The organism is Duganella sp. 3397, from assembly GCF_031456625.1.
GTDB classification, from domain to species: Bacteria; Pseudomonadota; Gammaproteobacteria; order Burkholderiales; family Burkholderiaceae_D; genus Rugamonas; species Rugamonas phyllosphaerae.
The window spans coordinates 84,139-97,406 of the sequence record NZ_JAVDVB010000004.1 but is presented as its reverse complement, the minus strand read 5'-3'; the positions used below and the strand labels follow the sequence as shown (position 1 = coordinate 97,406).

Below are 13,268 nucleotides of genomic sequence, written 5' to 3'. Positions count from 1 at the left end.
AGCAAGTACCCCACACTGCTTGGGGTCGGACCCCGAACCGGGGTCCGACCCCGGCCTTTTGGGTTTAGTCGGCGGCACCGCGCGCCAGGGCTGCGGCGCGGCCCACTTCGGCATCCTTGCGGCGCGCCTCGTGCTCGGACGGACCGGCCTGGGTTGGCCAGCCGATCATGTGGTGCTCGGCAATTTCGGCCAGCGCCGAGATCCACTTGCGCGAGTCGTTCAGGCACGGGATGTAATGGAACTCGCGTCCGCCGTTCTGCTCGAAGTCGTGGCGCACTTCCATCGAGATTTCTTCCAGCGTCTCCAGGCAATCGCTGGTAAAGCCGGGGCACAGCACATCGATGCGGCGGGTGCCATCGCGCGCCAGCTGCGCCACCGTGGGCGCCGTGTACGGTTGCAGCCACTCTGCCTTGCCGAAGCGCGACTGGAAGGTCACGATATATTGTTCCGGCTTCAGACGCAGTGCGGTGGCCAGCAGCCGCGCGGTCTTTAAGCATTCGCAGTGGTACGGATCGCCCAGCATCAGCGTGCGTTTCGGCACGCCGTGGAAGCTGAGCACCAACTTTTCTGGCCGGCCATGTTGATCCCAGTGCGCCAGCACCGAGTCGCGCAGCGCGTGGATATAGCCTTCGTCATCGTGGTAGTTGCGCACGAAACGCAGTTCGGGAATATTGCGCACCGAGCCGTAGTGCTTGAACACGGCGTCGTAGATCGAGCCGGTGGTGGTGCCCGAGTACTGCGGGTAGGCAGGCAACACCAGGATGCGGTCGTGGCCGTCAGCCTTCAGCTTGCCGAGCACGTCCGGCAGCGACGGCGAACCGTAGCGCATGGCCATGGCCACGGTCAGGTCCTGGTGGCCACGGTCTTCCAGCGCGCCGATCAGCTTGCCCGCCTGGGCATCGGTATTGACTTTCAAAGGAGAACCTTCGGCGGTCCAGATGGTGGCGTATTTCTTGGCCGACTGGCTCGAGCGGAACGGCAGGATGATCAGGTTGAGGATGAACCACCACACCGCGCGCGGCACTTCCACCACGCGGCGGTCGGACAGGAATTCCCGCAAATAGCGCCGCACCGCCGAGGTGGTGGGCGCATCGGGCGTGCCGAGGTTGACCAGCACCACGGCGGTGCGGCCAACGGTGCCGTGTTTGTACGGTGGTTCTTTTTTGAATGTCATGTGGCAGGCGGCTATGAATTTGGATTAACCCGCCATTATAGATAAGAAACCGCGCAACCACCTGACACCACAACGGTTCACGACGCCAGCAACTCCCGCGCATGCTGGCGCGTGGTGGCGGTAATCTCGAGGCCGCCCAACATGCGCGCCACCTCTTCCACCCGCGCGCCGGCATCGAGCACGTCGATGCGCGAGGCGGTCTTGCCGTTGGGAAGCGTGCGCTTGGCCACCTGGAAGTGCTGGCCGCCCTGGCTGGCCACCTGCGGCAAGTGAGTCACGCAAAGCACCTGGCGCTCCTGGCCCAGCCGGCGCAGCAGGCGCCCCACCACCTCGGCCACGGCGCCGCCGATGCCGCTGTCGACCTCATCGAAAATCAGCGTGGGCGTGGTGGCGGCTTTCGAGGTGATCACGGAAATGGCCAGCGAAATACGCGCCAGCTCACCGCCGGACGCTACCTTGGCCAGCGGCCGCGCGGCCACGCCGGCGTGGCCGGCGACCAGGAATTCCACCTGCTCCACGCCGTGCACGCTGGGCTCGCACGGGTTGAGCGCGATATCGAAACGCCCGCCCGTCATGCTCAGTTCCTGCATCGCCTTGGTGACAGCGTCGGCCAACTGGCGGCCGGCGCGGGCGCGCACGGTGCTCAGTTTTTTCGCCATGTCGAGGTAGGCGTCCTTGAGCTTTTGCTCCTGCTTGCGCAGGCCTTCGATGTCGCTGGCGTCGGCCAGTTGCGCCAGGCGTTCGGCCTGTTTGGCGTGCTCTTCCGGCAGTTCTTCCTCGGTCACGCGGAACTTGCGCGCAGCCGAGTGGATCGCTTCCATGCGCGACTCCACCGCGCGCAGCCGCTCGGGATCGAGATCGACGCGGTCGAGATAATCGTTGATCGCGTACACCGCTTCCTGCAACTGGATGCGCGCCGGCTCGATCAAATCGACCACCGCCTGCAAGCCGGTATCGACCGCCGCCAGCTTGCTCAGTTTTTGATTCAGTGACGACAGCTGCGAGATGATCGGATGCTCTTCCGCTTCGGACAGCATCGTCAACGCTTCCTGCGCGCCTTCGAGCAAACTGGCCGCGTGCGACAGGCGGCTTTGCTCGTTGCTCACTTCGGCCCACTCGCCCGGTTTCACGGCCAGCTTTTCCAGCTCGTTCACCTGCCACTCCAGCCGCTCGCGCTCATATAAAACGTTGGCGGCGTTGGTTTCGAATTCTTCCAGCTGCCTGGCCACCGCGCGCCAGGCTTTATAGGCGGCAGCCACGGCGCGGGTGTCGGCGCCAGCCTGGCCATCGAGCAGCGCGCGCTGGGCGTCGGCCTTCATCAGCGACTGGTGGGCGTGCTGGCCGTGGATGTCCACCAGCAGGTCGCCCAGTTCACGCAACTGGGCGGCAGTGGCTGCCACGCCGTTGATATAGGCTTTGCTGCGGCCGGCGTTGTCGATCACCCGGCGCAGCAGCGCGCCGCCCTCTTCCACTGCAAATTCGTGCGCCTGCAACCATTCGGCAGCCTGCGCGCTCGGTGAGAAATCGGCAGTGATGTCGGCCTTGGCCGCGCCTTCGCGCACCACGCTGGCGTCGCCGCGGCCGCCCAGGGCCAGGGTCAGTGCATCGATCAGGATCGATTTGCCGGCCCCGGTTTCGCCGGTGAAAACCGTAAAGCCTGCGGAGAATTCCAGTTCGATCGAATCGACGATAACGAAATCACGGATGGACAGGGTGCGGAGCATGGATGCCTGAAAGTGTGGTTGAACCGAGAGGTTAACTGAGTTTGCCTTCGCCCGACGGATACTCGTTCCAATGGAGTTTTTCGCGCAGGGTGTTGTAGTAGCTCCAGTTTTCCGGATGCAGGAAGTTGATCGTGTGCGGCGAGCGGCGGATCACGATCTGGTCTTGCGGCATCAGGCTGGCAAAGGTTTGCATGTCGAAGTTGACGCTGATATCGCGTCCCCGCACTATTTCCACCATGATCTCGCTCGACTCGGGCAGCACGATGGGACGGTTGGACAGCGCGTGCGGCGCGATCGGCACCATCACGATGCCGCCCAGCGCCGGGTGCAGCAGCGGGCCGCCGGCCGACAGCGCATACGCGGTGGAGCCAGTCGCGGTGGAGATGATCAGGCCGTCGGAGCGCTGGTTGTACATGAACTGGTTGTCCACGTCCACGCGCAGCTCGACCATGCCGGCGCCGGCGCCGCGCGCCACCACCACGTCGTTGACGGCCAGGCCCAGGTGGATGCTGCGCCCTTCGCGCAGCACGCTGCCTTCGAGCAGGGTGCGGCGTTCGGCCTTGAAGCTGCCGCCGAGGATACGGCCAAGCGCGTCGAACATGCCTTCGAGCGGGATGTCGGTGATGAAGCCGAGCCGGCCCTGGTTGATGCCGATCAGCGGCACATTGAACGGCGCCAGCTGGCGGGCAATGCCGAGCATGGTGCCGTCGCCGCCCATGACGATGGCCAGATCGGCCTCGGCGCCGATCTCGGCGGCCGTCATCGAGCGGATGTCGGCAAAATGCGGCGCCAGGTCGAGCGCGGTTTGCTCCTCGAACACCACGGTGTAGCCGCCGGCGCGCAGAAAATCGACCACGCTGTCCACCGAGTCGGCGATGCCGTCGGTGTTCTTGCGCACGGCGAGTGCGATGGTGTGAAAGACGGCGTGCTTGGTAGTCATAAAAATCTCGGCAAAAGTTGGCGGCGGCGACACGCAGCAGAGTAACCGATTACGTCGGCTTCTGCCATCACCGGCCAACCCACGGCCCGCACCGGTTTGCTGTACATATGAACAGTATTTCGCGCAGTATAGTGTGCGCTTGCCCGGAGTGCAAGCATGCAACGCCCGCGCGCCAATAAGTTGTCAGGATTCAAGGTGGCGACTGCGGCCATGACAACTCGCTAATATCGTTGAAACAACGAATCAGGGAGAACACCATGCTCAAACAGGCCAACATCAATACCGACGCCAAGGTCAAGGACGACGGCAAACCGCGCATGCCGCACGAGCGCGACGAGTCACCGGACGGTCACCAGCACAAGCAACGCACGATCATGGAACAAGCCGCCGCCGACGTCGAGAGCGGCATGGTCGATACCGACCGGCACAACAAGCCCGGCGTCGAACACGTCAAAAATCCCACCCCGCGCGAAGCCACCGCCAAGCCGCTGCCAGACACCAAACAGGACTAATCGAGCAATGAACACCACCCTGAACGCACACCTGCGTAACGCCCTCCTGATCCTGACCGCCGCTGCGGCGCCGGCTGCCGCACTGGCCCAGACAGCGGCGCCGACTGCCCCTGGCGCCTACCCGGTCGGCTTCGGCCCCAACCCGGTGCTGCCCAAGCCCGACAAGTCCTTGATCCCCACCGTCAACGTGGCGCCGGTCGACCGCTGGACCGCGCAGGAAACCCCGCGCCCCGCCGCCGGCTTCACCGTCACCGCCTACGCGCGCGGACTCGACCATCCGCGCTGGATCTACACGCTGCCCAACGGCGACGTGCTGGTGGCCGAAACCAACGCCCCGCCCAAGCCTGACGACAGCAAGGGCATCAAGGGCAAGATCATGCAGCACCAGATGAAAAAAGCCGGCGCAGTCACGCCGTCCGCCAACCGCATCACTTTGCTGCGCGGAGTCGATGCCAAGGGCGTGGCGCAAACCCGCACCGTGTTCCTGCAAGGCCTCAATTCGCCGTTCGGCATGGCGCTGGTCGGCAACAACCTGTACATCGCCAACAGCGACGCGCTGGTGCGCTTCCCGTACAAGGAAGGCGACACCAGCATCGCTGCCGCCGGCACCAAGGTCATGGACCTGCCGGCCGGTACCCGCAACCACCACTGGACCAAGAACGTCATCGCCAGCCCGGACGGCAAGTCGCTGTACGTTACCGTCGGCTCCAACAGCAATGTCGGCGAAAACGGCATGGAAGAGGAAGAAGGCCGCGCCGCCATCTGGCAGTTCGACATCGCCAGCGGCAAGGGCCGCCTGTTTGCCACCGGCCTGCGCAACCCGAACGGCATGGGCTTCGAGCCGCAAAGCAAGGCGCTGTGGACGGTCGTCAACGAACGTGACGAACTGGGCAATGACCTGGTGCCCGATTACATGACGTCGGTGCGCGATGGCGGCTTCTACGGCTGGCCGTACAGCTACTTCGGCCAGAACGTCGATACCCGCATCGAGCCGGCCAAGCCGGACCTGGTGGCCAAGGCCATCGCCCCCGACTACGCGCTGGGCGGCCATACGGCCTCGCTGGGCCTGGTGTTCTACGAAGGCAAATTGCTGCCGCAGGCTTACCAGGGCGGCGCCTTCATCGGCCAGCACGGCTCGTGGAACCGCAAGCCTTACAGCGGCTACAAGGTCGTGTATGTGCCGTTCGCCAACGGCAAGCCGTCAGGCCCGCCGCAGGACTTCCTTACCGGTTTCCTCGACGCCAAGGGTAAAGCCCAGGGCCGCCCCGTGGGCGTGGCGGTGGATAAACCAGGCGCGGTGCTGGTGGCCGACGACGTGGGCAATATCATCTGGCGCGTGGCCCCTGCCGCGACAACCGCCAGCAAATAACCATTCAACCCAAGGAGAAACACATGAGCAGTCAACACAGCGGTTCGGCAGTCTGGAGCGGTGGCCTGAAAGACGGCATCGGCAGCATTTCCACCCAGACCGGGGTACTGAAGGAAGCGCCGTACGGCTTCAAGGCCCGTTTCGAAGACGGCCCCGGCACCAACCCGGAAGAACTGATCGGCGCCGCGCACGCGGGCTGCTACACGATGGCGCTTTCGGGCGTGCTGGGCGAAGCCGGCATGACCGCGCAAAAGCTCGAAACCACGGCAGCCGTTACGCTCGACAAGGTCGATGGCGGCTTCGCCATCACCAAGGTGCACCTGACCCTGCTGGCCACCATCCCCGGCGCCGACCAGGCCAAGTTCGAGGAAGCGGCCAACAAGGCCAAGGTGAGCTGCCCGGTTTCCAAGCTGCTGAACGCCGAAATCACCCTCGACGCCAAGCTCCAGGCGTAAGCGGTTGACAAACCCTGCATAGCGGCGTTGCAGGGCCTCGCCGTACATTCGTACTGTCTTCGTCCCTGCGCCTTGCTCTGCAAGGCTTGTCAACCGCTTCAAGCACTCAGCAGAGCTCGACCAAATCGCATAAAATCGCCGCTTGTTCATCACGAAAGACCACCATGCGAATCCTGCATACGATGTTGCGAGTCGGCGATCTTCAGCGTTCGATCGATTTTTACACCAAGGTGCTGGGCATGCAATTGCTGCGCACCAGCGACAACCCGGAATACAAATACACGCTGGCGTTCCTCGGTTACGGCGCCAACCCGGACCATGCGGAACTGGAACTGACGTACAACTACGGCACCACCAGCTATGACCTGGGCACCGCCTACGGCCATATCGCCATCTCGGCCGACGACATCTACGCCGCCGCAGCGGCAGTGCGCGCCAACGGCGGCGCGGTCACCCGCGAGCCGGGCCCGGTCAAGGGCGGCAACACGGTAATCGCGTTTGTCACCGATCCCGACGGCTACAAGATCGAACTGATCGAACGCCGGTTTGACGGCGCCGGCGCCGGGCTGTAATCGCCAACCCGCACGGCTAAACAGGGGTCGGACCCCGCACGGGGTCCGACCCCAAGCACTTGAGGTCCGGCCCCATCACGCGAGATGAAAAAATGGCGGGCCACACGGCCCGCCATTTTTACGTCCAGCGCATTACTTGATGGCCAGCGCCAGATCGGTCAGTCCCACCGCACCGGCGCCAATCGCCGAGGTGGCCGGCGTGGTGGCGCCATTGGCCAGCACCGCCGCGCCGGTCGCCAGGTCGATCCGGTACAGCGCGCTCGGGCCGGCGGCCGTGGTGCGCAGCGCGGCCAGGGCCAGGCCGTTGGCGCCGCCGGCGATATCGAAGCCGGCATCGCCCGCCACCGCAACATTCAGCAAGCCGACGTTGACCAGCGTGCCGTCGTTGGGCGGGTTTTGCAGCGCCAGGCTGGCGCTGGCCGTGTCGATGTCAAACAACTGGGTGGCGGTGGTGCCGGCGTAGCTGTTGGTGTAGGCCGCTGCCGTGACCACTGGCGCCACGCCTGCACGGTTGACGGCGCCGTCGGTGGTGGTGGCGCCGGTATCGACGTTGATGCGCAGGCTCTGGCCGGTGTTGCCGATCACGCGCAGGCGGTCGGCGACCGGGTTGAAGTCCACCGCAAAGGCGGTGCCGGCAATGGCCGTGTACGGCGCGGTGGTGTCTGCCGGGTCCGCTGCCAGGGTGGCCTTGGCAGTCGCCGCGCCGGTGGCGGGGTCGATGGTGACGATGCGGCCGGTCGAGGACATGCCGTACAACAGGCCGTCTTTCGGCCGCACGTCGATACCCAGCAGGCGCTCGCCCGCTGCCAGGCCGGCAATGGCGACGTTGGCGTCGAGCGTGTTCGGCGTGGCGGTTTTGAACGTGACCAGGCGGGCGTCGTCGGTCAGGCCGTACGCGACCGGTGCGGCCGCAGCCTTGAGGGCGACACCGCGCAATTCTTCGCTGACATTGATCGCTGCCACCAGGGTCGCTTGCGTGGCCGGCGCCACCGGTGCGGCCAGGTTGAGCGTGTAGAAGCCGCGTACGCCGCCCACGGTCATCACCGCGTAGCCGGTGTTGGTGCGGGCGTCGATATCGAAGCCGGCCACGGCGCTGGCGGTCAGGCCCAGCGCCAGCGGCACCGCCAGGGTGCCATTGTTCGGTGGATTCTGGGTGTACAGCACGCCGTTGGCGGCGTCGATCACGAACAGGGTGGTGGTGGCGGTGCCGGCAAAGCTGTTGGTGTAGGCAGCCGCATTGACAGCGGTAGTGGCAGCGCCGCCATTGATGGCGCCGTCGGTGGTGGTGGCGCCGGTATCGACATTGATGCGCAGGCTCTGACCGGTGTTGCTGACGAGGCGCAGGCGATCGGCTACGGGGTTGAAGTCGACGCCGAACTCGGTACCGGCCAGCGCCGTAAACGGCAAGGTGGTGTCGGTGGCGTCTGCGGTCAGGGTCGATTTGAGCGTGGCGGCGCCGGTGGTGCCATTCAGGGTGTAGATGCGGCCGGTACTGCCCACGCCGTAGAGCATGCCGTCGGCGGGGCGATAATCGATGCCCAGCAGGTTTTCGCCCGCTTGCAGGCCGGTTACAGTGGCCGTGGTGCGGATGGTGCCCGGGGTGGCGCGGTCGAACGACAGCAGCTTGTTGCTCGCGGTCAGCACGAACACGTCGCCGGCCACCGCAGCCACCGGTGGCGTCGTGGTCGGTGGCGTGACGGTGCCGATATCGTCATCGCTGCCGCCGCAGGCGACCAGCGAGAGGGAGACAGCGGAGGCGAGCAACAATTTCGAGTATGGCAGGGTGGGCATGGTCTTGGCTCCTGTAGTGGTGGTTTTGGGCTTACCCAAGCACTACCCATGACCAGCCGGTTTGGATGCAGTCAAAATAAAATAATTATTTCGACTGCATCCGCAGGAGTTGGTGCAGACGTTTAATGTTGCAGCAGCGCATTGACCGGCGCCAGGTCTTCCTCGCGCAGGGTGCCGGCGGCAGAGCGCAGGCGCAAGCCGTTCATGACCGTGTCGTAGCGTGCCTTGGCCAGGTCTTTCTGGGTGGCGTACAACTGGCGCTGGGCGTTCAGCACGTCGATATTGATACGCACGCCTACCTGGTAACCGAGCTTGTTGGAATCGAGCGAGGACTTGCTCGACACTTCCGCCGCTTCCAGCGCTTTCACTTGCGCCAGGCCGCTGTTCATGCCGAGGAAGGCCACGCGGGCATTCTGGGCCGCCAGGCGCTTGGTCGCTTCGAGGTCGTTGCGGGCCTTGTCTTCGAGTGCGATCGCTTCGCGCACCTGGCTGGTCACGGCAAAGCCGCTGAAGATCGGGACGGTCCAGGTGACGCCGATGGCGTTGTTCTTTTGCGTGCCGTACGCCGTGGTGCTCTGGTGGCTGGTGGACGCGGCCAGGTTCAGGGTCGGCATGTGGCCGGCGCGGTTGCGCGCAATTTCGCGCCGGGAGATTTCCACCTGCAGTTGCGAGGCGATCACCGAGAAGTTCTGGCCTTCGGCCGAGGTGACCCACGGATCGATGGCGGCCGGTTCCGGCGCGGTGATGGTCACGCCGGTGCGCAGCGGCGCCAGTTCGCCGGTGGGCTTGCCGGTGATCACCTGCAGCGCGGTGCGCTTGTTATCGAGATCGGTAATCGCGGCAAACTCCTGCGCCACCACCAGGTCGTACGCGGCTTGCGCCTCGTGGGTGTCGGTGATGGTCTGGGTGCCCACTTCGAAATTTCGCTTGGCCGAGGCCAGTTGTTCGGTGGTCGCAGTTTTCTGGGCCTGGGTAGCGGTCAGGTTGTCCTGCGCCGTGAGCACGTCGAAATACGCTTGCGCCACGCGGGTGATCAGGTCCTGGCGTGCCTGGGCGAAGGTGGCTTCGGAGATGGCCTGGGTCAGCTTGCTTTGCTGGAAGGTTTGCCAGGCGGCCCAGTTGAACAGCGGCTGGCTCAGCGTGACCGAGTAGCTGTTGACGTGGTTGTCCTGGTTCTGGCGGGTGACGAAGCCGGGTACGCCGTTGATGGTGGCCAGTTGCCCTTCGTTGAACGGGCGGAAATCGCCATCGTTACGGGTATTGCTCCCCTGCGCCGAGACGAACGGCAGCAAGCCGGCGCGTCCCTGGGTGGTGCGCTCGCGCCCCGCATCCAGTGACGAGCGGGCGCTGGCGTACGTGGCGTCGTTCGCCAGTGCTTGCTGATAGACTTGGATAAGATCGGCGGCTTGTGCGCCTGGTAAAGCCAAGGTCATCAAAGCGCTGGACAGCAGCACGGCGATAAGGGGTTTCTGCATTGCTTTCTCCGTTGGAGTCTTTTTAAGTTGATCGTATCAAACACCGCTCCCGCAGCGCCGGTATCGGCCGGCGCTTGCGTTTCATTTCTTTACCGCTTTTAGTACTTTTTCATTGTGCCATCGACCTGCAGGGCCCAGGCATGAATGCCGCCGGTCAGGTTGACCATCTTGCCGAAACCGTTGCGTTCCAGGAACGCCGCCACGTTCATGCTGCGCGCGCCGTGGTGGCAGATGCAGACAATCTCGGCATCTTCATCGAGGTCGTCGATGCGTGCCGGGATGGTATTCATCGGGATCAGCACCGAGCCATCGATGCTGCACTCGGCAAACTCCCACGGTTCGCGCACATCGAGCAGCACCGGCTTGGTGCGCGTATCGTCGGCCAGCCAGGCCGCCAGTTCCGGCGCGGTGATCATCTGCATGCCGGCCCCGCTCAGAACTTGAACGCCGACGGCTTGGAAGCCAGGTGCAGCGGCTTGACCGAGGTCTCGAACAGCGTGCGCGTGTCGTAGCCGGCTTCGCCGGTACGGGTGACCAGTTGCGCCTTCATCGCCGGCGCCTGGCCGATGATGACCGCCAGTCGGCCGCCGACGTTGAGCTGCTTGAGCAGCGCTTCCGGCAGTTCCGGCAGCGAGCCCGACACCACGATCACATCGAACGGGGCGCCGTTGGTCCAGCCCTGCGCGCCATCGCCCAGCTCGACCGTGACATTGGCGACGCCGTTGGCGGCCAGGTTCTGTTCGGCCAGAGCCTTGAGTTCCGGCGAGATTTCCACGGTGGTCACGTGGCGGGCGCGGTGCGCCAGCAGTGCGGCCATGTAGCCCGAACCGGTACCGATTTCCAGCACCGACTCATGTTTCTTGACCATGACGTCTTGCAGCAGGCGCGCTTCGATCTTCGGGAACAACATGTTCTCGCCGCCTGGCAGTGGAATTTCGGTATCGGCAAAGGCCAGCGCCTTGTGGGCGACAGGCACGAAATTCTCGCGCTTGACTACGTGCAGCAGCTCCAGCACTTCGGTGTCGAGGACGTCCCAAGGGCGGATTTGCTGTTCGATCATGTTGAAGCGGACTTGTTCAATATTCATCTGAAGACTCGGTCGGGATTAAATAATCCGTCATTTTATCGTTGAACTGGCATCGGGGGACATATTAACGATGTGACGGTCGGATCGCGGTAAATTGCGACAGTCTGCAATTTAAGGGGGATGAAGTGGCGGAATCGGCAAGTGGCCACGCCACCTCGCACTGGTTCACGGCGCGGGCACGGCCAGGCCGGCCAGGCTGGTCGTGATAAACAGGTCCAGATAGGCGTGCGGATCGACGGGCGGCATCTCGCAGGCGGGCATGTACGACTGGGTCCACATCAAGAGCATCATCACCGGGGCCACCAGCACCGGCGTCATGACATCGGGATCGACCGCGCGGAACTCGCCGCGCGCAATACCGCGTACCAGCACGCTGCGGATCACGCCAGTGCCGCGCGCGACCACTTCTTCGTTGTAAAAATGCGCCAGTTCCGGGAAGTTATTGCCTTCGGCGAACATCAGCTTGGTGATCCCGGCCAGCGGGGTGGCGCAGCACTGGTTCCACCAGCGTAGCAGCAACTCGCGCATCAGGTCGGCGCTATGGCCTGCGAAATCGGCCGCATCCTGCTCGGCCTCGCCGATCACCTCGACGATGGTGCCGCGCACCACGGCCTTGAACAGCTCTTCCTTGTTGGTGAAATACAGGTAGAGCGTGCCCTTGGACACGCCGGCGCGCTTGGCCACGTCTTCCAGGCGGGTGGCGGCGTAACCGCGTTCGACGAACTGGTCGAGGGCGGCCGCCAGCAACTCCTGCGGACGCGCATCCTTGCGCCGCTCCCAGCGGGGCTTGTTGTCGTGGAGGGCTTGCATAGGAATTGACGCGCTTTCGACTTACTTACTCATAAGTCATTAATACTAAGCGCAAGAATACTCAGCGTCAAGCCACACAGGACTACTCAGGTCCAATCACCATATAGCCGGGAATGGCATAAGTCTTGTTTTTCTCATCGCAGGTAGAAATATCCTGCCAATTGAACACCATTTTTTTCCCGGAAGCCTGCGCGGCCAGCAGCATGGCATAGGAATTTTTAACGGTCGCTGCATTGCCACCAACCTGGCACCAGCTTGGGCAAGTTTTTTCCGTAGTAAAAAAGATAACGCCGTTGGTGTGGCTAATGATGTTGCCTACCTTTTCGGCACAGTCAACTACAGCAAGCGCTTTAGGTGTCAACAGACATCCGAGGATTGTTGCGAAAAAAACTGATTTAGTGTTCATTTAGAGTTTATTCAGTCGGTAAAGGTTGGGGCGATTAAGGACAATGTTTCCCTTTTGCAATATACCGATTATTGATAACAGGCGCTAGCTGACAACTTCGTTTTCTGACAACTTTGGAATAAATAAAACATCTGTCCAACCAAAACTCCATAGCCAGCGCACGCGGACGACAGCCGTCCACGGCTATTTCGAGCTGATCACGTGCTGTATGGCCGGCATACCTTGCACGCACCCCTCTATCCCGAATACCAGAGGCTGACCGGTAAAATGCGCCGTCATGACGAGCGCCACAATTTCCTTGTAATAAGGATGAGTTTTTTCCAACATATACCAATCGCTACGCTCACATGCATCGCCGTTTTTCATCACCGGTTGTTTCACCAGGAGCCCTACGTGCCCGTTGTAGTAGTGAAAGTCAGAAATTCGCAAGGCCTCACTAATGTCTTTCGCATAGACGTTCGAAGAGAGCGACAACGAGGCAAAAATCGCTAAGATAATTTTTTTATACATATTTCACCGGTTTTTAACTTGCCATCCTAAGGAAACCAAGTTGACCTTTCTTTTGTTTCATTTTGTTCATCTAAATTTCGATGCTGCATCATTGTAGATGCTTTTCTTCCTAAAAAATCATCCCAAATCAACAATTTTTCCTTTGTTGAAATAATGCAACTCTCTATCTGACACAGTACCTGCTCGCCTGCCGCGTCGAAGTGAAGATAAATCGCAAATCACCGTCTCGCACCGGCTTCGCAGACGGTACGGAAGGTGGTGACATCGTCGGCATTGAGCGGACGCTGCTGGCGCCTAGCTGGCGCGGCAATGACAGGTTGATGTCTCAGTTTGCTCGGAGGCGCGCTTGAGGATGCCTTTGTGACCCAACTGGGCCCAGGCTTGTTGCCGGAATGCTAACGTAGCGAAACGATCTTGCGCAAACCATCGGCAGACGGTGGCGG

14 protein-coding genes are annotated in these 13,268 nt (G+C 62.6%); 4 read left to right on the top strand and 10 right to left on the bottom strand.

Going from position 1 to position 13,268, the window contains the following annotated elements; genetic code table 11:
- Positions 1 to 64: 64 nt before the first annotated feature.
- The 3 genes from hemH to J2X54_RS13185 all read right to left on the bottom strand — a co-directional run bounded on the left by hemH (position 65) and on the right by J2X54_RS13185 (position 3,838).
- Positions 65 to 1,174, bottom strand: coding sequence for a ferrochelatase (gene hemH, locus J2X54_RS13195; protein ID WP_310181293.1), 1,110 nt, complete (start codon positions 1,172 to 1,174; stop codon positions 65 to 67).
- 77 nt (positions 1,175 to 1,251) lie between these two features.
- The gene (gene recN, locus J2X54_RS13190; RefSeq protein WP_310181292.1) at positions 1,252 to 2,898 is read right to left on the bottom strand and encodes a DNA repair protein RecN; all 1,647 of its coding nucleotides are present in this window, start codon (positions 2,896 to 2,898) and stop codon (positions 1,252 to 1,254) included.
- A gap of 31 nt (positions 2,899 to 2,929) precedes the next feature.
- Positions 2,930 to 3,838 carry an NAD kinase gene (locus J2X54_RS13185; RefSeq protein WP_070249095.1) on the bottom strand — a complete coding sequence of 303 codons (909 nt, stop codon included), beginning with the start codon at positions 3,836 to 3,838 and terminating at the stop codon, positions 2,930 to 2,932.
- 257 nt (positions 3,839 to 4,095) lie between these two features.
- Here J2X54_RS13185 and J2X54_RS13180 point away from each other — a divergent pair, with 257 nt between their 5' ends.
- From J2X54_RS13180 to gloA, 4 genes are all read left to right on the top strand, one after another.
- Entirely contained in the window at positions 4,096 to 4,350 is a 255-nt protein-coding gene (locus J2X54_RS13180; protein ID WP_310181291.1) for a hypothetical protein, read from the top strand.
- A 7-nt stretch (positions 4,351 to 4,357) separates the two neighbouring features.
- The gene (locus J2X54_RS13175; protein WP_310181290.1) at positions 4,358 to 5,719 is read left to right on the top strand and encodes a sorbosone dehydrogenase family protein; all 1,362 of its coding nucleotides are present in this window, start codon (positions 4,358 to 4,360) and stop codon (positions 5,717 to 5,719) included.
- 23 nt (positions 5,720 to 5,742) lie between these two features.
- Positions 5,743 to 6,174 (top strand): OsmC family protein, encoded by a 432-nt coding sequence (locus J2X54_RS13170; RefSeq protein WP_310181289.1) that lies wholly within the window; start codon positions 5,743 to 5,745, stop codon positions 6,172 to 6,174.
- A 164-nt stretch (positions 6,175 to 6,338) separates the two neighbouring features.
- The gene (gene gloA, locus J2X54_RS13165; protein WP_310181288.1) at positions 6,339 to 6,746 is read left to right on the top strand and encodes a lactoylglutathione lyase; all 408 of its coding nucleotides are present in this window, start codon (positions 6,339 to 6,341) and stop codon (positions 6,744 to 6,746) included.
- A gap of 132 nt (positions 6,747 to 6,878) precedes the next feature.
- Here the strand turns inward: gloA and J2X54_RS13160 are convergent, their stop codons facing one another.
- From J2X54_RS13160 to J2X54_RS13130, 7 genes are all read right to left on the bottom strand, one after another.
- Positions 6,879 to 8,537: a DUF4394 domain-containing protein gene (locus J2X54_RS13160; RefSeq protein WP_310181287.1), complete on the bottom strand. Its 1,659-nt coding sequence runs from the start codon at positions 8,535 to 8,537 to the stop codon at positions 6,879 to 6,881.
- A gap of 122 nt (positions 8,538 to 8,659) precedes the next feature.
- Complete coding sequence (locus J2X54_RS13155; RefSeq protein ID WP_310181286.1) at positions 8,660 to 10,012, bottom strand: TolC family outer membrane protein; 1,353 nt, start codon at positions 10,010 to 10,012, stop codon at positions 8,660 to 8,662.
- Between the two features lie 98 nt (positions 10,013 to 10,110).
- Positions 10,111 to 10,434, bottom strand: a complete 324-nt coding sequence (locus J2X54_RS13150; RefSeq protein WP_070249101.1) for a rhodanese-like domain-containing protein — start codon at positions 10,432 to 10,434, stop codon at positions 10,111 to 10,113.
- An 11-nt stretch (positions 10,435 to 10,445) separates the two neighbouring features.
- The gene (locus J2X54_RS13145) at positions 10,446 to 11,099 is read right to left on the bottom strand and encodes a protein-L-isoaspartate O-methyltransferase (protein WP_310181285.1); all 654 of its coding nucleotides are present in this window, start codon (positions 11,097 to 11,099) and stop codon (positions 10,446 to 10,448) included.
- A gap of 165 nt (positions 11,100 to 11,264) precedes the next feature.
- Positions 11,265 to 11,909, bottom strand: coding sequence for a TetR/AcrR family transcriptional regulator (locus J2X54_RS13140; protein WP_310181284.1), 645 nt, complete (start codon positions 11,907 to 11,909; stop codon positions 11,265 to 11,267).
- Between the two features lie 82 nt (positions 11,910 to 11,991).
- Entirely contained in the window at positions 11,992 to 12,315 is a 324-nt protein-coding gene (locus J2X54_RS13135) for a hypothetical protein (RefSeq protein ID WP_310181283.1), read from the bottom strand.
- A 183-nt stretch (positions 12,316 to 12,498) separates the two neighbouring features.
- Positions 12,499 to 12,825: a hypothetical protein gene (locus J2X54_RS13130; protein WP_310181281.1), complete on the bottom strand. Its 327-nt coding sequence runs from the start codon at positions 12,823 to 12,825 to the stop codon at positions 12,499 to 12,501.
- Positions 12,826 to 13,268: the final 443 nt, after the last annotated feature.